Origin of the sequence: Streptococcus cristatus, assembly GCF_008369405.1 — a bacterium.
GTDB classification, from domain to species: Bacteria; Bacillota; Bacilli; order Lactobacillales; family Streptococcaceae; genus Streptococcus; species Streptococcus cristatus_G.
The window spans coordinates 413,167-437,670 of record NZ_VSJJ01000001.1 but is presented as its reverse complement, the minus strand read 5'-3'; the positions used below and the strand labels follow the sequence as shown (position 1 = coordinate 437,670).

Annotated in this window: 22 protein-coding genes and 2 pseudogenes; 21 read left to right on the top strand and 3 right to left on the bottom strand. The window is 34.0% G+C overall.

The features are described 5' to 3' along the window. Window positions 1–37: 37 nt before the first annotated feature. From FXF62_RS02320 to FXF62_RS02310, 3 genes are all read left to right on the top strand, one after another. Complete coding sequence (locus FXF62_RS02320) at window positions 38–6,262, top strand: SNF2-related protein (protein WP_187984210.1); 6,225 nt, start codon at window positions 38–40, stop codon at window positions 6,260–6,262. 74 nt (window positions 6,263–6,336) lie between these two features. Further along, window positions 6,337–6,621, top strand: coding sequence for a DUF5962 family protein (locus tag FXF62_RS02315; protein ID WP_000969635.1), 285 nt, complete (start codon window positions 6,337–6,339; stop codon window positions 6,619–6,621). A 13-nt stretch (window positions 6,622–6,634) separates the two neighbouring features. Further along, window positions 6,635–6,931, top strand: a complete 297-nt coding sequence (locus FXF62_RS02310) for a DUF5966 family protein (RefSeq protein ID WP_149517505.1) — start codon at window positions 6,635–6,637, stop codon at window positions 6,929–6,931. Between the two features lie 13 nt (window positions 6,932–6,944). Here the strand turns inward: FXF62_RS02310 and FXF62_RS02305 are convergent, their stop codons facing one another. Continuing rightward, window positions 6,945–7,142: a hypothetical protein gene (locus FXF62_RS02305; protein ID WP_149517504.1), complete on the bottom strand. Its 198-nt coding sequence runs from the start codon at window positions 7,140–7,142 to the stop codon at window positions 6,945–6,947. Between the two features lie 159 nt (window positions 7,143–7,301). Here FXF62_RS02305 and FXF62_RS02300 point away from each other — a divergent pair, with 159 nt between their 5' ends. From FXF62_RS02300 to FXF62_RS02250, 11 genes are all read left to right on the top strand, one after another. Beyond that, a complete protein-coding gene (locus tag FXF62_RS02300) occupies window positions 7,302–7,943 on the top strand; it encodes a peptidylprolyl isomerase (RefSeq protein WP_149517503.1) in 642 nt (213 codons plus the stop codon). A gap of 9 nt (window positions 7,944–7,952) precedes the next feature. Further along, window positions 7,953–9,038, top strand: a complete 1,086-nt coding sequence (locus tag FXF62_RS02295; protein ID WP_149517502.1) for a toprim domain-containing protein — start codon at window positions 7,953–7,955, stop codon at window positions 9,036–9,038. A gap of 50 nt (window positions 9,039–9,088) precedes the next feature. After that, window positions 9,089–9,322 (top strand): DUF5965 family protein, encoded by a 234-nt coding sequence (locus FXF62_RS02290; protein WP_000152419.1) that lies wholly within the window; start codon window positions 9,089–9,091, stop codon window positions 9,320–9,322. Further along, window positions 9,319–9,702 (top strand): DUF5945 family protein, encoded by a 384-nt coding sequence (locus tag FXF62_RS02285; protein ID WP_149517501.1) that lies wholly within the window; start codon window positions 9,319–9,321, stop codon window positions 9,700–9,702. Before FXF62_RS02290 ends, FXF62_RS02285 begins: the two co-directional genes overlap by 4 nt. A gap of 37 nt (window positions 9,703–9,739) precedes the next feature. Next, window positions 9,740–10,012, top strand: coding sequence for a hypothetical protein (locus FXF62_RS02280; RefSeq protein ID WP_048789091.1), 273 nt, complete (start codon window positions 9,740–9,742; stop codon window positions 10,010–10,012). An 80-nt stretch (window positions 10,013–10,092) separates the two neighbouring features. Next, window positions 10,093–10,569 carry a type II toxin-antitoxin system antitoxin PezA gene (gene pezA, locus FXF62_RS02275; RefSeq protein WP_048789090.1) on the top strand — a complete coding sequence of 159 codons (477 nt, stop codon included), beginning with the start codon at window positions 10,093–10,095 and terminating at the stop codon, window positions 10,567–10,569. Continuing rightward, window positions 10,569–11,330 (top strand): type II toxin-antitoxin system toxin PezT, encoded by a 762-nt coding sequence (pezT, locus tag FXF62_RS02270; RefSeq protein WP_149517500.1) that lies wholly within the window; start codon window positions 10,569–10,571, stop codon window positions 11,328–11,330. The genes pezA and pezT overlap by 1 nt, the downstream gene beginning before the upstream one ends. 27 nt (window positions 11,331–11,357) lie before the next feature. Next, complete coding sequence (locus FXF62_RS02265; RefSeq protein WP_149517499.1) at window positions 11,358–13,856, top strand: Spaf_1101 family AAA-like ATPase; 2,499 nt, start codon at window positions 11,358–11,360, stop codon at window positions 13,854–13,856. A 920-nt stretch (window positions 13,857–14,776) separates the two neighbouring features. Continuing rightward, the gene (locus FXF62_RS02260; protein WP_149517498.1) at window positions 14,777–15,133 is read left to right on the top strand and encodes an SAG1252 family conjugative relaxosome accessory protein; all 357 of its coding nucleotides are present in this window, start codon (window positions 14,777–14,779) and stop codon (window positions 15,131–15,133) included. 4 nt (window positions 15,134–15,137) lie between these two features. Then, window positions 15,138–15,503: a MobC family plasmid mobilization relaxosome protein gene (locus FXF62_RS02255; protein ID WP_149517497.1), complete on the top strand. Its 366-nt coding sequence runs from the start codon at window positions 15,138–15,140 to the stop codon at window positions 15,501–15,503. Then, window positions 15,490–17,313: an SAG1250 family conjugative relaxase gene (locus FXF62_RS02250; protein ID WP_149517496.1), complete on the top strand. Its 1,824-nt coding sequence runs from the start codon at window positions 15,490–15,492 to the stop codon at window positions 17,311–17,313. Before FXF62_RS02255 ends, FXF62_RS02250 begins: the two co-directional genes overlap by 14 nt. A 349-nt stretch (window positions 17,314–17,662) precedes the next feature. Here the strand turns inward: FXF62_RS02250 and FXF62_RS02240 are convergent, their stop codons facing one another. Next, entirely contained in the window at window positions 17,663–18,520 is an 858-nt protein-coding gene (locus tag FXF62_RS02240; protein WP_149517494.1) for a helix-turn-helix domain-containing protein, read from the bottom strand. 188 nt (window positions 18,521–18,708) lie between these two features. On the opposite strand from FXF62_RS02240, the gene FXF62_RS02235 reads away from it, so the two are divergent. From FXF62_RS02235 to FXF62_RS02220, 4 genes and pseudogenes are all read left to right on the top strand, one after another. Continuing rightward, window positions 18,709–18,879, top strand: coding sequence for a PhrA family quorum-sensing system peptide (locus FXF62_RS02235; RefSeq protein ID WP_149517493.1), 171 nt, complete (start codon window positions 18,709–18,711; stop codon window positions 18,877–18,879). A 268-nt stretch (window positions 18,880–19,147) separates the two neighbouring features. Further along, entirely contained in the window at window positions 19,148–21,163 is a 2,016-nt protein-coding gene (locus FXF62_RS02230; RefSeq protein WP_149517492.1) for a bacteriocin-associated integral membrane family protein, read from the top strand. A gap of 1 nt (window position 21,164) precedes the next feature. Then, the gene (locus tag FXF62_RS02225) at window positions 21,165–21,797 is read left to right on the top strand and encodes an ABC transporter ATP-binding protein (protein ID WP_149517491.1); all 633 of its coding nucleotides are present in this window, start codon (window positions 21,165–21,167) and stop codon (window positions 21,795–21,797) included. A 140-nt stretch (window positions 21,798–21,937) separates the two neighbouring features. Next, window positions 21,938–22,096: pseudogene (locus tag FXF62_RS02220) on the top strand (competence protein ComA); the annotation flags it as partial. A 218-nt stretch (window positions 22,097–22,314) separates the two neighbouring features. Here FXF62_RS02220 and FXF62_RS02215 read toward each other — a convergent pair. Next, a pseudogene (locus tag FXF62_RS02215) lies at window positions 22,315–23,166 on the bottom strand (Rgg family transcriptional regulator). Window positions 23,167–23,228: 62 nt separating this feature from the next. On the opposite strand from FXF62_RS02215, the gene FXF62_RS10970 reads away from it, so the two are divergent. Genes FXF62_RS10970 through FXF62_RS02200 form a run of 3 tightly spaced genes read left to right on the top strand, consistent with a single transcriptional unit; the run spans window position 23,229 to window position 24,389 of the window. Continuing rightward, window positions 23,229–23,318 carry an SHP2/SHP3 family peptide pheromone gene (locus FXF62_RS10970; RefSeq protein ID WP_394366084.1) on the top strand — a complete coding sequence of 30 codons (90 nt, stop codon included), beginning with the start codon at window positions 23,229–23,231 and terminating at the stop codon, window positions 23,316–23,318. Window positions 23,319–23,368: 50 nt separating this feature from the next. Then, window positions 23,369–23,917 carry a hypothetical protein gene (locus tag FXF62_RS02205; RefSeq protein ID WP_149517489.1) on the top strand — a complete coding sequence of 183 codons (549 nt, stop codon included), beginning with the start codon at window positions 23,369–23,371 and terminating at the stop codon, window positions 23,915–23,917. 4 nt (window positions 23,918–23,921) lie between these two features. After that, a complete protein-coding gene (locus FXF62_RS02200; protein WP_149517488.1) occupies window positions 23,922–24,389 on the top strand; it encodes an NUDIX hydrolase in 468 nt (155 codons plus the stop codon). Window positions 24,390–24,504: the final 115 nt, after the last annotated feature.

Here is a 24,504-nt window from a genome sequence, read left to right as displayed (position 1 = left end):
TGATTCTCCTATTTTCGTATAGATGAAAGGAGCGAGTATGGAAGTAATACAATTATTGGCTATGTTTCGTGGAACAATTCCAAAAGATAGAGAGAAAATGGACTTATTTCTTCGTTATCAAGCGCAACATTTTGATGAGAAATGGCAGGATTTGGTAGAGAGTTTTTTTGCTGAAGAAGGCAAAATAGAAGAGATACCTCATGTCTATTCGTTTCATCAAGATATTGTTTCTTTCTTAGAGGCAAGTTCTGAAAATAATGACCAAGATTTAGAAAGTTATACAAGAAATTTTGGACAAGCAGGTCTAAGTAAATTATCTCAATTAAGTAGTTGGGAGAAATACTTGGTGCTAGAAGTCGCAATCTATAACCTTTCCACTCGATTTTACATCCAATCTGAAAAAGAGAAGTTAGAACCATTAAGTGAGCTTGTATTTCATCAGAATCAGGATGTCAATTTAGTCAATGTCTATCGAGTTGCGAATAATCTATCTGACCGTATTAGTAGAGATATAGAGGAGTTTCTTCTAATGGTTGATTCCAAAGAACTAAAAAAAGAAGTTCTTGAGATTCATTTTGAAGAAAAAGAAGGAGATGTTCTAGCCTATTTGGGTTCAGAATTGATGGCTACTTTAGATATCGTTACGGATCTTGTCCATCATGAAGAAAACTACACACAACTCCCACTGACACAAAAGCTGAAAATTATTACTTATTTTGATGAAGTAAAGGCTATAAGAGAAAAGTCTAAGCAAGTAGAGGAAGCAGTCTTACCTTTAGATAATATTGACCAGGTAGAAGAAAATGTGGAAGTTCATTCCCTATCTAAAGTAGATAAAATTGTAGAAGAAGCTTTGAGGGTATATCCGATTGGTTCACAAGTAAGTTATAAAGGACAAGTATTTCAGTTGGTTTCAATTGAAAATGCACAGTTAAATGGCTTAGTTCGCCTAGAGCTATTCAATGATTCCAACCAGTTATTTGAAGAAAAACCTATCTTATACTTGAACAGTTTAGAAGAGATTGAACAAGTATTGTCTCATGTAGAACTTGAAAAAGAAGATTCAGAGATTGAGATGGATTCATCAAGTGAAAGTCAGGAAATAGATTTGTATTCCTATCTGGAAGAAGAAAAGGAAAAGGATAATGAAACAGAATCAACACCACTTATTTCAAGTATAGAAGAGTTGGATATTCCTGTTCAAGATTTTGTTTTTCCAGATGATTTAGAGAACTTTTATCCTAAGACAAATCGAGAAAAGATTGAAACGAATATCGCCGCAATTGAACTTGTTAAAAGATTAGAAAAAGAGGGACGACAAGCGAATCCAGAAGAACAAGAGCTACTAGCCAAGTATGTCGGCTGGGGTGGTCTTGCCAATGAATTTTTCGATGAACTCAATCCTAAGTATGAAACAGAACGTTTAACTCTTAAGAGTTTAGTAAGTAAATCAGAATACTCGACCATGAAACAAAGTTCTCTTACAGCCTATTATACAGACCCAATGATCATTCACCAGATTTGGCAAAAATTACTGGATGATGGTTTTGAGGGAGGAAGGATATTAGATCCTTCTATGGGGACTGGGAACTTCTTTGCGGCTATGCCTAGAAGTATACGAGATAAATCAGAACTCTATGGGGTTGAATTAGACAGTGTGACAGGCGCAATCGCAAAACAACTCCACCCCAATACCCATATTGAAGTGCGAGGATTTGAAGAAGTTCCCTATCAAAATAATAGTTTTGATTTAGTCTTAACGAATGTTCCTTTTGGAAATTTTCGCATTGCCGATAAAAACTATGATAAACCTTATATGATTCATGATTACTTTGTCAAACACTCACTTGATTTAGTAAGAGACGGAGGACAAGTGTCGATTATCTCATCTATTGGGACAATGGATAAGCGGACAGATAATGTCTTACAAGAGATTAAAACCAACACTCATTTTTTAGGAGGTGTTCGTTTGCCGGATACGGCTTTTAAAACGATTGCAGGTACTCGAGTGACCACAGATCTCCTCTTCTTTCAAAAGGATCAAGCAAAGAATCTTAATGAGGAGGAACTTGTCTTTAGTGGCTCTATTCCCTTCGAGGAAGATAAGCGTGTCTGGATCAATCCTTATTTTGATGGGAAATACAACACACAAGTTTTGGGTGAATATGAAGTACGTAATTTTAATGGAGGAACCCTCAATGTAAAGGGGGTATCAGAAACATTATCTACTGATATAATGAAAGCATTCGAGAATGTGGAAGCACCTAAACAAATTGACAATTCTTTGAAAGCACCTGTTTTTATCCAAGAAGAAGTGGATAATTCGATCCCAAGTCGTATACGTGAGGACTTAGCGCTCTATTCTTTTGGATATGAGGGAAATCAAATTTATTACCGAGATACGCATGGCATTCGGAAAAGTTCAAAAGTAGACGAAATTAGTTATTATGTAGATGAGAAGGGAGATTTTAAAGCTTGGGACAGTTCTTTGTCTGAACATAAAATAGACCGATTCGTGCAACTTCATTTGACAGATGAGGAAGCACTAGATGTTTACAAGTCAGAAGAAGCGAGTAAAAGAGGGAAATATAAGGGACTGTTCAAAAAAACTGTCTTTTATGAAAGTCCCTTATCGGATAAGGATATTAGTCGCATTAAGGGCATGGTTGATTTGAGAGAGACCTATCAATCCTTAATTGAAATTCAACGTCATCAAGATTATAGTCGGACAGAATTTCAGGTGTTACTTAGTAAACTCAATCATAACTATGACCGCTTTGTAAGTCAATTTGGATACTTGAATGCTTCAGTCAATCGGAACTTATTTGATAGTGACGACAAGTATTCCCTACTAGCTAGTTTAGAAGATGAGTATATTGATTCTAAAGACCAGAAAGTAAAATATAAAAAATCTTTAGCCTTTGAGAAAGCATTGGTTAGGCCGGAGAGAGTGATTACAAGAGTATCAACGGCTTTAGATGCCTTAAACTCCAGTTTATCAGATGGTAGAGGGGTTGATTTAGACTATATGGTATCAATTTACCCTGAACATAGCCAAGTAGCTATTTTAGATGAGTTGGGTGACCAGATCTTAATGGATCCAGAAAGCTATTTAAGAGGGGAAAGAAAATATCTTTCTAAGAACCAGTTTTTGTCAGGAGATATTCTCAACAAGATAGAAGTAGTTCAACTATTAGTAGAGGAAAACAATCAAGAATGTGACTGGTCTCATGCTTTAGATTTGTTAGAATCTGTTCGCCCTCCAAGGATTCATCTGGCAGATATTGAGTTTAAAATAGGGTCACGTTGGATTCCTCAATCCGTTTATGGTAAATTTGCCTTTGAATGTTTTACCAATCGTGAATTTGAATTGTCTTCGCCTGATGTTGAACAAGTCATTGAAGTGAATCCTGTCGATGGGCAGGTTCATTTAAGAACATCATTTGCTTATCGCTATCCAAGTGCCAAAGATAGTAGTCTTGGAGTCAGTGGCTCACGTTATGATACAGGAAGAAAGATTTTTGAGAATTTACTTAATTCAAACCAACCGACGATTACTATGACTGTTACGGAAGGGGAAAAGAAAAAGACCATCACAGATTTGGAAAAAACCTCTGTTCTAAGAGCAAAAGAGCAGCATTTACAAGAACTCTTTCAAGACTTTGTCTCACGGTATCCAGAAGTTCAACAAGTCATTGAAGAAAGTTATAATCGTCTTTATAATCGAACGGTTAGTCGAGAGTATGACGGTAGCCATTTAGTCATTGATGGCTTGGCACAAAACATCAGTCTTCGTCCTCATCAAGAGAATGCCATTCAAAGAATTGTAGAAGAAAAAAGAGCCTTGTTAGCTCATGAGGTAGGTTCAGGAAAGACCTTGACCATGCTTGGTGCTGGCTTTAAATTAAAGGAGTTGGGGATGGTTCATAAGCCCTTGTATGTGGTGCCCTCTAGTTTATCTGCTCAATTTGGCCAAGAAATCATGAAATTTTTCCCTACTAAAAAGGTCTTTGTGACTACTAAGAAAGATTTTGTGAAGGCAAGAAGAAAACAGTTTGTGTCACGTATTATTACAGGAGATTACGATGCCATTGTCATTGGGGATTCTCAATTTGAAAAGATCCCTGTCAGTAAAGAAAGACAGATGAATTATATCGAGGATAAACTTAATGAACTACGAGAGATTAAAACACATTCTGAAAATAAGTATACTGTTAAAGAAGCAGAACAATCAATAAGTGGTCTAGAGAAACAATTGGAAGAACTCCAACGCTTTAATCGTGATAGTTTTATTGATTTTGAGAACTTAGGAATTGATTTTCTCTTTGTGGATGAAGCACATCACTTTAAAAATATACGTCCCATTACTGGACTTGGAAATGTAGCAGGGATTACCAATACAACTTCTAAGAAGAATGTGGATATGGAAATGAAGGTTCGACAGATTCAGGAAGAACATGATTTTAAAAATATTGTCTTTGCGACAGGAACACCTGTTTCAAATTCTATTAGTGAGTTATACACTATGATGAACTATATTCAACCAGATATCTTAAAACACTATCAAGTTGATTATTTTGACTCTTGGGTAGGTGCTTTTGGAGAAATTCAAAACTCTATGGAATTAGCTCCTACAGGGGATAAGTACCAACCTAAGAAACGATTTAAAAAGTTTGTCAATCTACCTGAGTTGATGAAAATCTATAAAGAAACAGCCGACATTCAAACACAAGATATGTTGGATTTACCTGTTCCAGAAGCTCATATTATCCCTATTGAGAGTGAGTTAACTGAAAACCAGAAACTCTATTTAGAAGAATTAGTTATGAGGTCAGATGCTGTCAAATGTGGAACAGTTGATCCGAGCCAGGATAACATGTTAAAAATTACGGGTGAGGCGCGAAAACTAGCAATTGATATGCGTTTATTGGACTCTAGTTATAGTCTAGCAGACAATCATAAACTGCTTCAGGTAGTGGATAATGTTGAGAGAATTTATCGTGAGGGAATTGAAAATAAGGCTACTCAGATGATTTTTTCAGATATTGGCACACCTAAGAAAAAGGATAATGGCTTTGATGTTTATTCTGAAATAAAGGCTTTATTAGTTGATAGAGGAATCCCTAGTAAGGAAATTGCCTTTGTACATGATGCCAATAGTGATGAAAAGAAAAATAGCTTGTCTCGAAAGGTCAATGCAGGAGAGGTGCGGATTCTCCTTGCTTCAACTGAAAAAGGAGGAACAGGTTTAAATGTTCAGAGCAAGATGAAAGCAGTTCACCATCTGGATGTCCCTTGGAGACCAAGTGACATTCAGCAACGTAATGGACGTATTATCCGACAGGGAAATGAAAACAAGGAAGTGGATATTTACCACTACATTACCAAAGGTTCATTTGATAATTATCTATGGGCAACTCAGGAGAACAAACTCCGTTATATTAAGCAGATTATGACTTCTAAGGAGCCGATTCGTGCTGCGGAAGACATTGATGAGCAGACCATGACAGCTTCTGATTTTAAGGCACTAGCAACAGGTAATCCTTATCTCAAATATAAGATGGAACTAGAGAATGATCTAACTCTATTAGAAAATCAAAGACGCGCCTTTCAACGTAGCAAGGATCACTATCGTCATACAATCTCTTACTGTGAAGAAAATATTCCCATTCTTGAGAAACGATTAAGCAAGTATGAAGGCGACATTCAACAGTCTGAAATGTCGAAAGACCAAGCATTTTCTATGACAGTAGGTAAGCAAGCTTTTGAGCAACGAGCTGAAGCAGGTGAATCCCTACACCGTCTTATCCGTCATAATCAATCTGACAGCAAAGAATTCCGTACCCTAGCAAGTTATCGAGGATTTGACATTAAAATGCTTAGTCTTCCAACAAATCAACCTCTTCCTGAAACCTTCTCTGTTAAGATTGTAGGAGAAAACCAGTATTCTGTCAGTTTAGATTTGTATTCTTCTTTGGGAACGATTCAAAGGCTCCAACATACGATTGATCACATTAAGGAGGACCAAGTGAAAACTCAGAACTTATTGGATGAATTAAAAGATAAATGGACTATTGCTAAAGTAGAGATTGAGAAAAATTTTCCAAAGGAAGAGGACTATCAAACTAAAAAGGCCGAATACGATGTACTCGCGCCATTGATTGAAACAGAAACGGATTTAGATATTATTGATCAGGCCTTACGACAATTCCACGAAAAAGGAAAAGAAAAGCAAGAACAACTTTCTTTTGAATTAGATTAAAAAATATATATAAATAGCGGACAAGAAAAGAAAAGCGCGGTAGAATAAAGATAGAAAGAAACGAGGTAACGATTATGATGGAAGATACCTATTATCAATTAGAAGAGGCTTTGGTACAGGGATTTCAAACACCTGAAGAATACCAAGCCTACAAGGAGTTAAAGGAACATTATGAGGAAGTGACAGGCGATTACAGCTTTTCTATACGAGAACTTACTAGTCAATTGGAAATCGCTCTTCAGAATCATCGAGGTGTGGACTTTGAAGAACATGAGAAAGAGGAATATTTGGACTTAGTTCAAAAATTAGAAGAGTTTGATTCCTCTCTTGCCACCCATTATCGTCAATTGATTGACTAGAAAGGAGAAAGTCATGAATGATTTACTCCTTATCCCAGTAATTTTTTTAGCAGTTGGAGGAATTCTCATTCTTTTATGGAGACTCTTTCTTATTGCCAGTGGACTTTTCCTGATTGGTTTTGTCAGTTTTCTTATTTTCGTGGAGGTTTATGGAATTTATTTGTTCTTTACTGAACCTACTTTATATTTTGATGATATCAGACAATATGGTTTAACTAGTTTTACGGCTGTGTTCCTTTTCATCAATCTGATGTTGGTTCTGGGATTCAGTTGGCGCTTCATTAACTCCATAAATAAGAAAAAAATGTGAACTTTTTAGATTGTCAAAAGACTTTATCTGAATCTAAATTTGGATAAGGTTTTTTATTTGCCTTGATTCTTTCATATACTTCATAGCTAAATTGGAGTAATAATTTATGAAAATCATTATCCTCACTGTTATTACTTGTATTTATGGCTTGTTTATGTCGTTCAATATGAGAAAGAGCTCTTCTCAAATTTTCTTCTTTTAAATATTTCATAGTTACATTATAAGCTGAAGACAGCTAATTTTGATATTTTTCTCTGAACTGTACGATTTTGCGCCAGAAATGTAGGAATTACCTTTCGTTGTGATGTGATAAAACTTACAAGTTCTTTTTGTTATTCTTGACCTAGTTTTTATAGAAAGAAGGTCTAAGATGTTAAATAAAGTCAAAACTAAAGCCTTAATTAGTGTTGGAGCAGTTGCTGCAACTAGCTTTATTCTCATGATGGGATATACTGCTGGTCAACACTCGACTGCTAAACAAAGTCGCAAAGAAATCGAATTGGCTGCAGCTAAACTTGTAGAGGATAAACAAGCAGAAGATAAAGCCAGCATTTTGTCATCGGATACTGTAAAAGAATTTTTGACTCAGTACTATACGAAAGAAAAGCTCGGAGAAAATAATACACGTATTCAACCTTATATGACTGAATCGGCTTATTCTCAAGAATTGACAAGTCAAAACGATGCCATGAATCAAGTGTATAAGGACTATATTTTGGATTATCATTTTGAAAAAGCTGATATCTTTGTCAATCAGACTACGAATCAAGCCATTGCCATGGTCTCTTATAATGTAACCTATGTATCTGATTTAAAGAATGCCAACCAATCAAAGACCAATCAGACAGAAACCAGAACTGTTAAGTTGTCTTATTCGAAACTACCAGGTAAGTTATTGGTCAATCAAGTACAGGTTTGGAAATCTGGGTTAGATGATTTGGATAAGGCCACTCCCAAAGCTTTGGAAGAATCCTCATCTGTTCCATCACTGCCAAATACTACGACAAAATGATGATATTGCATGGAAATAGAAGAATGTAAGCAAATTTCAATTCTTGATGTAGCGAGTCGTTTGGGTATCTCCTTTAAACAAGTTTCTAGCAGTGTCTATGAACATCCTGAACACGATTCATTCCGGATTTTTTCAACTACCAATACTTTTAAATGGTTTTCAAGAGATATTCAAGGTGATGTCATTGATTTTGTTCGACTTGTTAAGGGAATTTCCTTTAAAGAAGCTCTAGTTTTTCTTTCTGAAGAACCTTTTCAAAAAGAAGCTGTTCAAGAAAAAAGAGAGAGACCATTTTATTATCCTTTAAAGAGAGTAGAAGATTCTAACTGCAGTCTGACTAGATATTACTTAACAGAATGTAGAGGAATCTCAGAAGAAATCATACAAAAGATGATACAACAAGGTTTGATAGCACAAGCCAGCTGGAAAACAAATGAAACAGTTGAACCTGTTATTGTTTTTAAAAGCTTTGATCATCGTCACAAGCTGCAGGCAGCAAGCTTACAAGGAATTTATAAGAATCACTCTCTTCCTAGAGAAAGGTTAAAAACGATTCTAAAAGGAAGCCATGGACATGTTGGAATATCCTTTGACATTGGTAAACCAAATAGACTGGTCTTTTGTGAATCGTTCATCGACTTGATGAGCTATTACGAACTTCATCAACAAAGTCTAACTGATGTTCGTTTGGTATCTATGGAAGGATTAAAAAGGTCTGTTGTTGCTTATCAAACTTTACGACTAATAGCTGAAGAAAATCAGAAGTTGGAATTTTTAGATACAGTAACACCTTCAAAGTTATTGCATTTGATCAATACAATTCGTGATACCAGCACCTATTTCGATAATCATCCTGATTTATTGACACTTGCGGTAGATTGTGATGATGCAGGTAAAGATTTTTCTGATAAGTTATCTCAATCAGGATTTCCTGTTTTACTGGATTTACCTAATAATGAATCTGAGAAAGAAAAAATAGACTGGAACGATATTCTTAGAGAAAAGAAATCAGATTTTCAATTTAAGCTTGAAACTGTAAAAGAGACATTTGGAAATCCACCAGTAAGACAATTATCTCAATGTTTAGAACTGTGATAACAAAATCAAGATGTTTTAGCTATTATTAGAAAGAAGGAGGATCGTATATGACCATTATTGAACGCTTAGAAGAAAAGGTCACTAGGCAAGAAAGTAAGGTAGCAAGAGAGACAGAAAAACTCGCTGCTTACAAAGAACAACTGGAGACAGCGATGTTTGCGACGTTCAAAAGGCGTCAAAGCATCAGTCACATGAGTTTTGAAGAAGCTCTTGACCATGCCTTTGGTAAAGAAAGACAATTCGATGATTCTGAATTTAGAAAGGATGAAATGAGTGAATGACAAAAGATTGGAATTTTAATCAACCATTAGAAAGTAAATCAGAAAATCAAGAAGATCCAGATAAAATTGCGGCCTTATTTGGAAATCATCAAGGAGGTAATGATGTGAATTATGAAGAAGCTTTTCAAAAGCGCAAACAAGCACCTGTGACGGAATCAAATTCTAGTTCTAAACCCAAAGTTACAGAGGTTAGAACAGGAAAAGAGACAGATATCACTACAAGTTATCAGCAACATCTTAAAAGACTGATTGCGGATAACAATAGTGATATTCAAAGTAGTCAAAAGAAAATTGAAGAGCTACATACGTTGATTGACACAAAGAATAAAGACAATAAGAAATTGCAGTCCATTTATGATGCGATTTCGGAATTACACTAAGCAGTCCTGATAGGCTGCTTTTTTTGAGAGGTTATAGATGTTTACAACATTTTTTAAGAAAAACCAAGACAATAGTGATGTATTTAAGAAGCTAATTCATAGACTATCTGATATGTCTGTCCAAGATCTTGAAAAAATAGACCGACTGTTAGATATCATTTTCACTCCAGATCAAGGATCAGAACAACTAAAAACAGAAGCAACTTACAGAGAAGAAACTTTGGACGACACATTAAAAGAAGCTAAGAATCAACTTCATAAGGAACAATTGGAGAAGAATTTAGAGAGATTTAGGAAAAACAATCAATAACGCACCAAAAATGCACCAAAAATGGTGCATTTGTTTTTTCTAAATGTTATAATGGTGGTATCAAATAAAAGGAGTTTGCCATGATTGGAAAAAACATAAAATCCTTACGTAAAACACATGACTTAACACAACACGAATTTGCACGGATTGTAGGTATTTCACGAAATAGTCTGAGTCGTTATGAAAATGGAACGAGTTCAGTCTCTACCGAATTAATAGACATCATTTGTCAGAAGTTTAATGTATCTTATGTCGATATTGTAGGAGAAGATAAAATGCTCAATCCTGTTGAAGATTATGAATTGACTTTAAAAATTGAAATTGTGAAAGAAAGAGGTGCTAATCTATTATCTCGACTCTATCGTTATCAAGATAGTCAGGGAATTAGCATTGATGATGAATCTAATCCTTGGATTTTAATGAGTGATGATCTATCTGACTTAATTCATACGAATATCTATTTAGTAGAAACTTTTGATGAAATAGAGAGATATAGCGGCTATTTGGATGGAATTGAACGCATGTTAGAGATATCTGAAAATCGGGTGGTAGCCTAATGAGATTGGAAGAATTTAGTGAGACTGACTTTCAGAAGGTCTTACAGCGAACCATTAGGGCCTTAACCCGAGGAAAGACGATTCCAGATAAACCGAAAGCTATCTTACTTGGTGGGCAAAGCGGAGCAGGTAAGACAGTGATACATCGTATCAAGCAAAAGGAATTTCAAGGTAATATCATTATCATCGATGGTGATAGTTTTCGTTCTCAGCATCCACGCTATATAGAACTGCATCAAGAATATGGCAAAGATAGTGTAGAATACACTAAAGATTTTGCAGGGAAAATGGTAGAGTCTTTAGTAACAGAATTGAGTCATTTGGGGTACAATCTTTTGATCGAGGGAACTTTACGAACAATTGATGTTCCAAAGAAAACAGCACAACTCTTGAAAAATAAGGGATATGTAGTACAATTGGCCTTGATTGCGACAAAGCCTAAGCTGTCCTATCTGAGTACTCTTATCCGATACGAAGAACTGTATGCTATCAATCCAAATCAAGCACGCGCAACTCCAAAAGAACATCATGATTTCATTGTAAATCATCTGGTTGATAATACACGACAATTAGAAGAACTAGCTATCTTTGAAAGAATTCAAATTTACAAACGAGATAGAAGTTGTGTATATGATTCAGGAGAAGATACAACTTCAGCAGCAACCGTTCTTCATGATTTACTATTTGGAGAATGGAATCAAGTGGAGAAAGAGATGTTGAAGGTGGGGGAAAAGAGACTTAATGAATTACATGAAAAATAAACAATTGATATTTTTAGGAGAGTAGAAGTGAGAGGGTTTAATAACAAGATAAAGTCTGTTTATCAAGAACTAACAAATTCCAAAGAGAAATTCGGTAGCTTTCACAAAACTTTAATTCATTTGCATACACCTGTTTCTTATGATTATAAGCTATTTTCTAATTGGACTACAACGAAATATAGAAAAATTACTGAAGATGAACTATATGATATATTTTTTGAAAATAAGAAAATAAAAGTTGATAAGACAATTTTTTTTAGTAATTTTGATAAGATTGTTTTTTCTAGTTCAAAAGAATATATTAGTTTTCTTATGTTAGCAGAGGCAATCATAAAAAATGGAATAGAAATAGTTGTAGTAACTGATCATAATACTACCAAAGGTATTAAAAAGTTGCAAAAGGCAGTCTCAATCATAATGCAAACTTATCCGAATTATGATATACATCCTCATATTTTACATGGAGTAGAAATTAGTGCAGCGGATAAATTGCATATTGTATGTATATATGATTATGAACAAGAGTCATGGGTTAATCAATGGTTAAGTGAAAATATTATAAGTGAGAAAGATGGAAGTTATCAACATTCACTGACTATAATGAAGGATTTCAATAATCAAAAAATAGTTAACTATATTGCTCATTTCAATAGTTATGACATTTTGAAAAAAGGTTCTCACTTATCAGGTGCATATAAACGAAAAATTTTTTCTAAAGAAAATACACGATTTATTGGAGTTAAAAATATAAATTCTATTGAAGGTTCTAGAAAAAAACTATTAGCAGATTTTAATTGTGAGCCCAACTTTCTATTAGATAATGATTCTCACGAAATTGATTCACTCGGGAAGAACAATCTGTGGTTGAAAGGTGGAAAAATTTCTTTCAAGATGTTTCAAGAAGCATTGTTTGATTATAACGTATCAGTTAGTTTATGTGAGCCAAGCTTTAAACAAAAGTCTTATATAAAAGGATTATATATAGAAAATCGTGGGGGAAATAGAAGTTTTCTTGCAGGTGATAAATTAAAAAAAGATAAAGACTTCTTTTTAACATTTTCACCATCTATGAATTGTTTAATTGGAGGGAGAGGTACAGGGAAAAGCACATTAATTGATATGCTACAATTTGTACTTTCTCAAGATTGTGATAAGCAAAGCAAATTGGAATTTCTATGTAACCATGCAAATGCTTTTGTACTCTATGTTTTAGAAGAAACTGAATATATTATTGAAGTTAGTTTGCCAGATGTCAAACAAGAAAATAAGGATAATATTTTACAATATTATGGGCAAAATCGAGAGAATAGGTTTGGCTATTCTTATAGATTTAATTCTGACTCTATTAAAGAATGGACACGGTCTCAGTACACAAAAGTTTATAAAGTTGAAGGTAACTATTTTAGATTAGTTGATAAAAATAGAATTTTAGAGAAAATGTTTGATAGGAGATATTCTGTTAATGAATTAGTTAGAACAGCTGACGGTGAAAAAATTACAGAATTTATTTCTAATTTAATGATTAAAAATAAAAAATTACCGAGACCAGACTATGGGCTAAGAACTCAGACACTCGAATCGTTTGAAGTAAAATTAAAGGAACTTGATGAATATTTAAAACAGCGGAAGCAATTAATACTCGAAATTATTGAGGATTTTAATGAAACTCAGATTGGTAAGTTAAGAATTTGTTATGAGCAAATTGATAGATGGGAAGAACCGCATTTCGAAAGTTATCTTTTCAAGAATAATCGTTCTTCGTTTGATAATTATAGAATTAGTATGCAAGATGTAGCAGACGTTTTATATCTTATCTATCGGGAATTAGGAATGAAAGAATTTGTTAAAGTCATTGTAAGACAAAATATCCCTAATAAGTATTTTATGCTTTTAAAAAGTATCTCTGAAGATAATTTTGCAAAACAAGAAAATAATTGGAGAGATAAATCTGAAATTAATGAATACAACATTACGCATTTAAAAACGAGTATCTACTCTTTAATTGAAAATAGTAGTTTATTAAATGAGTTTAAAAGAGTCTTAAAAGCGCATGTAGCTAATGAAAGGTTATTTTTGGAATTTAATATTAACTCCAAAGAAACCTCACACCAACTTGATATTCTCTATAAAGAAGTTGGTGTATTAAGTTTGGGACAAAAAGTTGTAGCCATGCTTGATTTTTTATTAGCGTATAGTGATTATTCTAAAGACTTCAGACCATTGATTATTGATCAGCCCGAAGATAATCTAGACAATCGTTATATTTACAGGCATTTAGTTCAGCAGTTTAGAGATGTGAAAGCTCAACGTCAAATTATTTTAGCAACACATAATGCTACAATTGTAACAAATTCTATGACAGATCAAGTTGTTATTATGGAGTCAGATGGAGTTAACGGATGGATTGAATCACAGGGATATGTTAGTGAAAAATATATAAAAAATCATATCATCAATCAATTAGAGGGAGGGAAAGATTCCTTCAAGCATAAAATGTCTATATATGAGACGGCTTTATCAGAGTAGAGCCAGAAAAAGTAGGTTAGAAATTTAGCCTACTTTTTTCTTTGTTCGACAGGCATAGTGTACATCTGAGGTCCAAGTCCTCTGTGGATATCTGCTGCAGATGAAACCAATAGCGACTCCTAAGGGTGAATATCGTGAGGTAGGGGGGAGAGGAAGGAATTAGCGGAATCAAGGCTCTATAAACGGAATCGTGACTTGAAGCCATATATCGGATGAGGAACTCTAAAATCCAAATAGGTGTCGTAACCTATATACGTAAATTACGAGAGTAAACTAGGAAAGATGTACGGCTTATTCCGTGAGCGTTTAGGACGTAGTACAACGAATCATGGGAGTCAGCTGAACCCATAGTATTGAAGAAATTTCTGTAATGGAAATGGAGCGAAGGGTGAATAACTAAATGAATATCTCTCTAATTAAATTTGTCAATCCTAATTCCTGGCCTGAAAAGACAGTGAACTGAAAACGTAAATGATGGAAGCTGATTATAAATATAGGACGGCACTGATAGAACGAATTGTAAAATGAGAAGATGAGTGAGAATAATGCTTTCGTTAAAACTTAGTTGGCCCGCTGTGTGCCGAACGGTACGCACAGTGGTGTGAGAGGGGCTAGAGATTAGTCCCTAATCGATCTGTGATAACTTCTTCAAATAATCCTTGCTATCCTAATATCATCCAAAGAAAATCGATCCTCAAATTTAAACTGGGGGTTTGGGGGCGAAGCCACCAAGTTATCTTATCGTTGGCTGTCAAAACTAGAAGGTTTTGGTCGGCTGGCGATATGATTTTTGTGATATTGTGGACACAATATCTGAGCTCGCAAAGCCTTACAGAATGCTGAATTTTGATTTTGCAAGTTTCCCGTGATTGACACGGGGTCGGGGATCGTACGACCATGCATGAAAGTGAGGAAATAGTATGCCAGAACAATACAGAGACATTCGTAAAGAGGTTAATTTGACCGCAAATGAATTAGAAATGATTGACGTAATGATGAAAAATAAAGGATTTGAACACTTTTCTTCATTTGCCAGAAACAAGTTACTGGAGGATGAGTTAGAAATGACTGCTGAAAAGTGGTTCACCTTCTGGCAATCTCAAAAGTTGGAACAAATCAGTCGTGATGTTTATGAGATTTTAATCTTATCAAGGTCAGAAAATCAAGTCACCCAAGAACATGTATCCATTCTCTTAACCTGTGTGCAGGAATTGATTCAAGAAATAGGGAACTCCATTCCTCTCAGTCAAGACTTCCGTAAAAAATACATGAGGTAGGCACATGGAAAATCGTTACCGAAACAATCTAAAGAAAGTTTTCCTGTCTGATAGCGAATTGGATCAGTTGAAACATTGTATCGACAAAAGCGGTTGTCAATCTTTTTCAGAATATGCTCGACGAACCCTACTCAATCCTGGTATGAATTTCATCACCATTGATACAACTGGTTATCAAGATTTGGTGTTTGAGTTGAAGAGGATTGGCAACAATATTAATCAGATTGCCCGAAGTGTAAACCAATCTCAGTTAATTTCAAATGATGAATTACAGAACTTGAAAAAAGGAATCTCCGAATTGATAAGAGAGGTAGAGAAAGAGTTTAGTATTCAAGCTAAAAAGTTGAGGGAGTTTCATGGTCATCACTAAACATTTTGCCGTTCACGGAAAGAGTTATCGCAAAAAAATCATCAAGTATATTCTTAATCCTGAGAAGACCAAGAATCTTGCATTGGTATCGGACTATGGTATGAGGAATTTTCTGGATTTTCCTAGCTATGAGGAGATGGTGCAGATGTATCATGAAAATTTTATCAACAATGACACGCTTTACGATTTTCGAAACGATAGGCTGGAGGAGAAACAACGACAAATCCATGCTCACCATATTATTCAGTCCTTTTCGCCAGAGGACAATCTCACTCCTGAACAAATCAATCAGATTGGTTATGAGACTATGAAAGAATTGACTGGTGGAAAGTTTCGCTTTATTGTTACGACCCACGTTGATAAAGACCATCTGCATAATCACATCATTATAAACTCGGTTGACAGCAATTCTGACAAAAAACTTAAGTGGGATTATAAAGTCGAACGAAATCTTCGCATGATTTCAGATAGATTTTCTAAAATTGCAGGTGCAAAAATTATCGAGAATCGCTATTCTCACCAGCAGTATAAAATTTATCGTAAGACTAATCACAAATATGAACTTAAGCAACGACTCTATTTTTTGATGAAAAATTCTACCGATTTAGAGGATTTCAAAAAGAACGCTCCATTACTACATGTGAAGATAGATTTCAGTCACAAGCATACCACTTTTTTTATGACGGACTCAACTATGAGACAAGTGGTGCGTGGTAATAAACTCAATCGCAAGCAAGCTTACACAGAAGAATTTTTCAAGAATTACTTTGCCAAAAGGAAAATGGAAGAGCTTATGGAATTTCTTTTACCCAAGGTTGATAACTTAGAAAATCTGGTAAAAAAAGCAAAACTATTTGGATTAAATATCAATCCTAAGCAAAAGCATGTTTCTTTTCAATTTGCAGAAGTAAAAGTGAAAGAGACAGAACTAGATCAGAAAAAATTATATGATGTAGAGTTTTTCAAAGATTATTTTGAGAAGAGAAAAGATTTGAAAGCTCCAGAAGTTAAGGATTTAGTTCAAGTTTATCAAGAAGAGAGATTCTCCAAAGAAAAAGAACTCCCAAGCGAGGAGAAGTTTTGGGAATCTTATCAAGAGTTTAGGAGAAACAGAGATGCTGTTCATGAATTTGAGGTAGAGTTGTCACTCAATCAAATCGAAAAAGTAGTGGATGATGGTATTTACATCAAGGTCAAGTTTGGTATTCGTCACGAAGGGCTTATCTTTTTGCCTAACATGGAGCTCGATATGGAGGAGGACAAGGTGAAAGTTTTCATCAGAGAAACCAGTTCCTACTACATTTATCACAAAGATGCTGCCGATAAAAATCGTTATATGAAAGGCCGAACCTTGATTAGACAGTTTAGCTCTGAAAATCAAACGATTCCATTCCGCAGAAAAACGACAGTCGATATGATTAAAGAGAAGATTGAGGAAGTGTATACTTTACTTGAGCTGGATATGGATAAGCACTCTTATATTACAATTAAAGATGATTTAATTCATGAATTAGCAGCTTCAGAATTGAGAATCAATGCTTTGCAAGAACGAGTGACAACCTTAAATCAAGTAGCAGAATATTTACTGGCTTCAGCTGAAAATAAGCAAAAAATGAAATTGAATCTTTCAAAATTGAATATAACTGATAAAATTGGCATTGATGTTGTTGAGAAGGAATTGAATGAGTTAGGTATCCAGATAGAATTAGAGAGCAATAGATATGAAAACATCGTATTTAAAGTGAATAAGTTTATCAATCGTTTGAGTAAGAAAATTTCAAAAGAAGAAGGGATATGTTTTCAAAAATAGGAACCCAGACAACCATTATATAAAATGTGTATCTTTTATAAAACATATTTGAAATTATGATAATTTTTATTGCATCAGTCGTAGATTTAGTTATCACATACGATACAAAAAAATCATCATTTTGAGCAAATATCTCCTTATATTTATTCACTTATTTCCTTACTAGTTTTTTTATTGATTTGTTTGATAAATTCAACTGCTCAATGGTTTTATCTTATCGTTTACTCTTATTTATCATTTTTCTTTTCAATATCTTTGCCAAGATGAACCTGACTTCAGCTATCAAACTGGAGCAGGTGGAGAAAGCAATCGAAGAAAATCAAAGATTTATGACTAAATGGATAGATGATTACGAATATAAGGTTAGGAGATTAGAGAATTTTATCAATATTAAAGGATTGTTATAAATCTTACATAACTCTCTTGCTTCTATATAATAATTTTTGACTTGTTCTTTGTCTAGAAATTTGGCTCCAGCATTTCCTACAAGAATAAGTAGGGGAGCCAGTTGGTAGCTTGTCTGTCTTTGTTTACAGAGTTCAATCGTCTCAAGAGCTTCTTGGATGGCTTCGTTATATTTTTCCTTTGACACTAGGTAGTGAGCGTAGTTGTAACGAACTCTGATGTAGCCAAATAAAAACTCTTGATGCTCAAAATTTTTTGTCTGATATAACTCCATTAAATGAGAGTAGTTTGCCTCATATTCTTGTTCACGACTCACTAAGGAATAGAAATTAGATAGAGTATTCAATACCTTTAAATAAATCAGAGTATTTGAGGAGACTTTTAATAATATATTTTCCAATGAAGAAATAGCCTCACACTTACTGTCATATTGATAGAAGTCAATAATAGCTTTAATCCATTCAAGGTAAGTTCGGTCTTCTAGTGTTAGAAAAGTACTTCGTTCAATCTCTATTCTATAAATATATTCCAAATCATCATAATTTCTGTCATCTAATAGTCGAGCAGATAATTGCTTGAAATTAGAGAGGTTAGATTTAATTTCAATTTGTTCATTAAAAAAATAATCTAATGGTACTTCAAGTCGTTGTGAGAGTTTGAACAAAAGGTCTGCGGAGGGAATGAAATACCCTCTCTCAATTTTACTAATCTGGCTTTGTTCACAAATTCCTTCTGCAAGAGTTTGTTGGGAGAGTCCTAGCTCTTTTCTTTTTAATCTGAATTTCTCTGCGAGTGTATTCATTAAAGATAATAAACCTTCCTATTTGCTTAATTTCATTATAAAATTTTTAGTTCAAAATAGGAAGTTAAAGGAATAAAATATTATTTATGGTAATAAAAAATAAAAAAGTTCAATAAACAATAAAAAAATGGCTAAATAAAAATATATATGTTAGAATAAAAACAAGGAAATAGAAAGCGGTTTCACGAATGAAGAAAGATCGTGGAATTCAAAAATTAGCTATATTAGCATTACCAGGGGTTTTTACGTTTAGTAATACAATTCCTTACCAACAGTTTATTCAGAAGAATAAACGATTGGAGATTCGAGTAGAATCACAAAAGAAGTCTGATGGTCTTGATGTTGGGAAGGCTGATTGATTTCGTATTACTTTAAAATTCAACTATTTAGAGAAAAGTATTCTGATGAGGGCTTGTAACAATACCAGATAAATATAAGAATGGAGATGTTTGATAAAATGCTTTTATAGCTAACCAACTGTTGAAAATTATGAGTTACAAAATCTAAAGTATTTAAGATTGGTTTATAAAAATTGAAGAAGATTCTTTTATCAATAGTTTAGTAAGCTTGTTAGTTTATAGAAGTCAGGGGTATTTTTGCCCTCTATTTTAGAATAAGGAGTGCACTATGAAAAAAATATTTATACTCATATCCAACCTGCTTGTTAGTTTGTTCTTTGTTTGGGTATTTACCATTTGGACTGATACATATGTCTCCCATTATTACCCCAACGTTGTTGTACGTGATTCTTCCCCTGAAACAACTTTTCAGCATGTTGCTACACGCTTGGAAAAACTAGCAGAAGAAACGGATAGCTTTATTGCGATTCAACACCAAGATCTTAACTCAGATGGTAATACAGTTTTTTCTTATACGACCTTTGGGGACGGAAAGTTGCCTGATGGGCTTCAGGAAAAAAATCTAAAAGATGCTCAAAGTAGTAGTGTTGAAACAAATTATTTTGTATTCGATGGACACCTAGATATTCACTTGCTAAGGGAGGAGCTAAGTCAACTTGGCTTGACTAACATGCACCTGATAATTCCATCTAAACTATCTACGTTAATGGCTATCTTTAGTAACGGATTTCAGTTAATCAGTCTATTAATTTTCATCTTAACCTTTGTAGCACTGACTTTAATTAGTCAAATTAGCCAATTACGGTCGTCGGGCATTCGCCTCATTTCAGGAGAGAAACGGTGGTCCATTTTCCTTAGACCAGTTGGTGAGGATTTGAAAGGGATAGCTGTTGGTTTCAGTTTAGCTGGCGTGCTCGCCATTCTTATGCAAAAAATTCTGTCGCTTCCAACGCAATCCCTAATGACCATAGGAGAAGGCTTGCTCAGTTATAATTTCATCTTGTTGTCGATCTCCCTGTTTTTCGCTCAACTCTTCGCAGTTGGGATAAAAAAGATACACCTGATGCAGATTATAAAAGGGCAAGTGCCTGTCAGAGGAATCATTAGTTTGATTTTAATCGGTCAACTATTAGCGATTATTATTGTAACGCTGGGAATAGGGAGTAGCTTAAAGTATTTCCAAGGCTGGCAACAGCATCGGATTGGACAAGAGGTTTGGAGTCAGGAAAGGCAACTGATTACCCTATCAATCAGCCGTGAAGGAACGAGTCCTGGTTTTGATGAACAAACTCAAAGGAAACTCAGAACTTGGTATCAATTGATGGATCTGGCTGTTTCAGAACAAAAGGCTTTCTTATCTAGACACCAGTTAATTGAACGTACTTTGCAAAATGGCATGGCTTCCTCCAAAAACTTGACAACCTCTACAGAATGGCACGATTACAGCCCGAAAGGCAATGTCCTTATCGTCACACCGCAATACTTGGAGCGTCAAAACATTCCTGTAGATACAACTATTGTGCAAAAGATGAATCACCTTGATGTAGGGGAGTTTGTCTTATTGCTGCCTGAACACCTCCGTTCAGAGGAAGAACATTATAAATCTGTTTTTGAAGACGACTTAACCAGTCGCATGTCTAGTCAAGATGAACGACAGCAAATGACTGCTACGGTGGGTTATTTGGAATCAGGTCAGGATCGATTTGTGTATAATACGACCCCTATTTCTTACCAGCAGTTTTTGAAAGATCCAATCATCATTGTTATAACACCCCAATCAACTGGTCCACAGTCCATTTTGTTTTGGGTAGACGCAGTACAGAACTACGTTCTCTTTAATCAATTGTCTGATGCCCAGGAGCTTATCCAGAGACAAGGCATTGAAAATTGGGTCTCAGAAATGCAAACAGGTTACCACAACTACATCACATTATTGGATAATTTCCAGAGGGAACTTTGGGTAATGCTAGCAGGAGCTGTGCTTGGGATTGCAACTTCAATCTTGTTGTTTAACACTATGAATAGGCTCTACTTTGAAGAATTTAGACGTGCCATTTTTATCAAACGCATTGCAGGTCTCAGGTTCTTAGAAATCCATCGCACTTATCTCTTTGTTCAACTGGGTGTGTTTTTACTGGGATTTGTTGCGAGTGTATTTCTTCAGGTAGAGATACTAGTTGCTTTCTTAGTCTCGTTACTCTTTACTGGTCTATCTCTTTTACAGTTACATGTCCAAATGCAGAAAGAAAACAAGATGTCCATGCTTGTTTTGAAGGGAGGTTAATATGATTGAACTTAAACAGGTGAGTAAATCTTTTGGAGAACGAGAGTTATTTTCGAATCTTTCAATGATATTTGAGGCTGGAAAAGTCTATGCCTTAATTGGTTCAAGTGGTAGCGGAAAAACAACCTTGATGAACATGATTGGGAAATTAGAATCTTATGATGGGACGATTTTTTACCGAGGTAAAGACTTGACCAATTATAAATCGAGTGATTTTTTCCGTCACGAATTGGGCTACCTCTTCCAGAACTTTGGCTTAATTGAAAATCAAAGTATTGAAGAAAACCTTAAGCTAGGTCTCATTGGTCAAAAGTTGAGTCGGTCGGAACAGCGGTTGAGGCAGAAGCAGGCTTTAGAACAGGTCGGCCTGGCTTATCTTGACCTAGATAAGCGCATCTTTGAGTTATCGGGCGGAGAATCGCAACGGGTTGCCTTGGCAAAAGTTATCTTAAAGAATCCACCCCTTATTCTGGCAGATGAGCCAACAGCTTCAATAGACCCAGCAACCTCTCAGTTGATTATGGAGATTTTGCTATCTCTTCGAGATGATAATAGGCTAATCATTATCGCAACACATAATCCGGCAATTTGGGAGATGGCTGATGAAGTGATCACGATGGATCGTTTGAAATAAAAATCCTTGTTTTTAATTGCACGATGAGTTACTGAAATATTATCATGAATCAATAATTGGAGTTAATTTAGAATTGTACTTTATTAATATTGAGCTTACTTTTTCTTGATAAAGGAAGAAATAGTGGAGAGGAAGTTAGAATGAAAAAATTCGACAATTATATTATTGAGAAGCCTTGCGATTCTAATTCAGATAAACTGCAAAAAATCTTAATAATTGAAAGTTTGGTAGATGATATTTTGCAATTTTCTCTCAGAATCAATAATAGTGTAGGAGAGATTTTACTCCTACAACCGTTTCAAAAGAAATATTTACCCATTGGGAGAAGATGTTGCAGTGGATAATGTGTTACTCACTGAAAAATATACTTTTCAACTAAAAGATTTTGAAGGATTCATTTCAAAATAAACAATAATTAAAGAATAAGAGAAAGAAGCAGCAAGTCCGAATGAACTTGTTGCTTTTATGGCTTTATTGAGACTCTTGATTATAAAACGTTAGATGGTAAATAATCATTTCATTTATTGTTTACCAGTTTATTAAAATGGTCAGTATAGTGTAATTTTAACTCGTCTTCTCCTAAAATATCGAGAACTTGTATAGCTTGTTTCATTGTTTCAATACCACTACTTAATTCCCGCTTAAATTCATAGTAACCGGTTGCATAAAGAAAAACGGTCTGTTCATAAAAATTTAATTCATTATTTAATAACTTTTTTATCTAATTAATTAAATATGAGCAATTTGGAAATTCGTCCTTATCAATACTAAGAATTAAACAATTGATAGCTAGTTGAGTAACAATTCGTTTATTGGTTTTATTTAGAGAAGAGTAAATGTAATTATTTAACATTTCCTTTGTTAGTAAGAAGTAGGAGTTGTAGTTAATTGTTCGCACACAGTTACCTAACAAAATGATTTCATAGTAACCCCAATTTTCAACTTTGAAGAGATAATCTGTTAGTTGAAGTAATTCTTCTTCTGAAGGAAAAATAGTTGAATCCATTGAGTATAAGATTGATTTTACCATTATTTCCTCAAAAAGATTGAGAGTGTAATTTGAAGAGTCTGAAAGTATGTGTTCTATGCTATTGATATTTTGTAATGAATATTGTTTACGTATGTATTGTACCAAGTTGGCGAATGATTCGGTATTTGTGTAGTCTTTGTCATGTAAAATAAGAAATTCATCCAAGGTAATGTGTAATTTGTCTAAGATATTGATCAATCGAACACAAGATATTTCTGATTCTCCGCGTTCAAATCGAGATATCTGTGATTTTGAAAGATACTCATCTGACACAGAACATATACTAATTTGTTTTCCCTTACGAACTTTTCTAAGTGTTATGCCAAGTTTTGATTTCATAATTTTCCCATTTTCCCAACAAAAAATATCACATTTTTTATTTATTATACAATAAATAAAAAATGAAAGGAAGTATGAGTATGAACAAAGTTTCAAAATTTTTGCCAATTTTGTTTTTGGTGATGGATATTATCATTATTGTTGGTGGATAAATTCTTTAGGTGTACACCTTAACGAAATTGTCGTTATTGGAAGCTTTGTATTGGTAGATATTAATACAGAAGAAAATCTTTCTCAACTTGACAGTATATTATTTCAAGAAAGAATTGGTATAATAAGAGAGAATGTGGAGTATATTTTTCAGAGAAAAAAATACAACTTCTGTTACAAGATATTAAAAAAAGTAAATTTAAGTGAAATAAATATTCATAGACTTTTGAATGATTTTATCACGATTTCAATATTATTTGAGAATAGTATATATCCTTCAGCAAAAGGAATTGGAAGTGAACTAGCTCGTAAAATAAAAAGTTTATTCATTTACTCTCAATATTATTGTAATATTTCAAGTAATGATTTGAGTGAATTTTACAAGATGTTTATTGAATTTTATGGTATTGCGGAAAAATCAGGTAAATATTTTAGCGAAAAATTACACAAAATCGAGTTAGATTTAAATAATCGTATTTTTGGTAATGAAAATATAGATATTTCGAACTGGGAATATTTTTATAAAACATATGGGATACCAAAAGAATTTTTTGGAATTATGGAAAAAATCTCAGTGACAGATTATAATTTTAGAGGATAAGTCAATGAATTATATTAAAAATATAAGAAAAAAAGTGGGACATGATAAAATTTTTTTAAATTTTTCGGCTGGGATATTACAGAAGTCTGGACGAATTTTATTACAAAGAAGGAGTGATAAAGGGACTTGGGGTATTCCAGGGGGTGCTATTGAATTGGGTGAATCAGCTACTGAAGCATTAATTCGAGAGTATTATGAAGAGACAGGAATTAAGATAAAACCTTTGAAACTTTTAAATGTTTATACTAAGTATACAGATTGTTATCCAAACGGAGATGAGGCTCAAGTGATTACTATCTTATATGAAGTTTATTCTGAGGATATTTATATTAACATGGAATATAAGAATGTTGAGACATTGGAGTTGAAATTTTTTAATTATGATGAAATACAAGAACTAGTATTGGTGAATAAACAGCATGAGGACATGATAAAAGATTTTTTTGAAAATTCTTGTATTTTGGGAAGATAGTTTGGAGCATTTATGTGCAGAATTTTTTAAGTAGTGATTCAAAGAGTTATTAAATTCTTGATATGTTAATCATCTGTACTATCTACTATAAAATTTAATCATAATTCAAATTAGA

Excerpts from the sequence above, each read along its gene's own strand:
- FXF62_RS02285 (WP_149517501.1), top strand. The coding sequence starts at position 9,319 with ATGACAAAAGATTGGAATTTTAATCAACCATTAGAAAGTAAATCAGAA.
- FXF62_RS02230 (WP_149517492.1), top strand. The coding sequence starts at position 19,148 with ATGAAAAAAATATTTATACTCATATCCAACCTGCTTGTTAGTTTGTTC.
- FXF62_RS02225 (WP_149517491.1), top strand. The coding sequence starts at position 21,165 with ATGATTGAACTTAAACAGGTGAGTAAATCTTTTGGAGAACGAGAGTTA.
- FXF62_RS02290 (WP_000152419.1), top strand. The coding sequence starts at position 9,089 with ATGACCATTATTGAACGCTTAGAAGAAAAGGTCACTAGGCAAGAAAGT.
- pezT (WP_149517500.1), top strand. The coding sequence starts at position 10,569 with ATGAGATTGGAAGAATTTAGTGAGACTGACTTTCAGAAGGTCTTACAG.
- FXF62_RS02200 (WP_149517488.1), top strand. The coding sequence starts at position 23,922 with ATGAATTATATTAAAAATATAAGAAAAAAAGTGGGACATGATAAAATT.
- FXF62_RS02280 (WP_048789091.1), top strand. The coding sequence starts at position 9,740 with ATGTTTACAACATTTTTTAAGAAAAACCAAGACAATAGTGATGTATTT.
- FXF62_RS02255 (WP_149517497.1), top strand. The coding sequence starts at position 15,138 with ATGGAAAATCGTTACCGAAACAATCTAAAGAAAGTTTTCCTGTCTGAT.
- FXF62_RS02250 (WP_149517496.1), top strand. The coding sequence starts at position 15,490 with ATGGTCATCACTAAACATTTTGCCGTTCACGGAAAGAGTTATCGCAAA.
- FXF62_RS02235 (WP_149517493.1), top strand. The coding sequence starts at position 18,709 with ATGAAGAAAGATCGTGGAATTCAAAAATTAGCTATATTAGCATTACCA.
- FXF62_RS02320 (WP_187984210.1), top strand. The coding sequence starts at position 38 with ATGGAAGTAATACAATTATTGGCTATGTTTCGTGGAACAATTCCAAAA.
- FXF62_RS02300 (WP_149517503.1), top strand. The coding sequence starts at position 7,302 with ATGTTAAATAAAGTCAAAACTAAAGCCTTAATTAGTGTTGGAGCAGTT.
- pezA (WP_048789090.1), top strand. The coding sequence starts at position 10,093 with ATGATTGGAAAAAACATAAAATCCTTACGTAAAACACATGACTTAACA.
- FXF62_RS02295 (WP_149517502.1), top strand. The coding sequence starts at position 7,953 with ATGGAAATAGAAGAATGTAAGCAAATTTCAATTCTTGATGTAGCGAGT.
- FXF62_RS02260 (WP_149517498.1), top strand. The coding sequence starts at position 14,777 with ATGCCAGAACAATACAGAGACATTCGTAAAGAGGTTAATTTGACCGCA.
- FXF62_RS02240 (WP_149517494.1), bottom strand. The coding sequence starts at position 18,520 with ATGAATACACTCGCAGAGAAATTCAGATTAAAAAGAAAAGAGCTAGGA.
- FXF62_RS02310 (WP_149517505.1), top strand. The coding sequence starts at position 6,635 with ATGAATGATTTACTCCTTATCCCAGTAATTTTTTTAGCAGTTGGAGGA.
- FXF62_RS02315 (WP_000969635.1), top strand. The coding sequence starts at position 6,337 with ATGATGGAAGATACCTATTATCAATTAGAAGAGGCTTTGGTACAGGGA.
- FXF62_RS02305 (WP_149517504.1), bottom strand. The coding sequence starts at position 7,142 with ATGAAATATTTAAAAGAAGAAAATTTGAGAAGAGCTCTTTCTCATATT.
- FXF62_RS10970 (WP_394366084.1), top strand. The coding sequence starts at position 23,229 with ATGAAAGGAAGTATGAGTATGAACAAAGTTTCAAAATTTTTGCCAATT.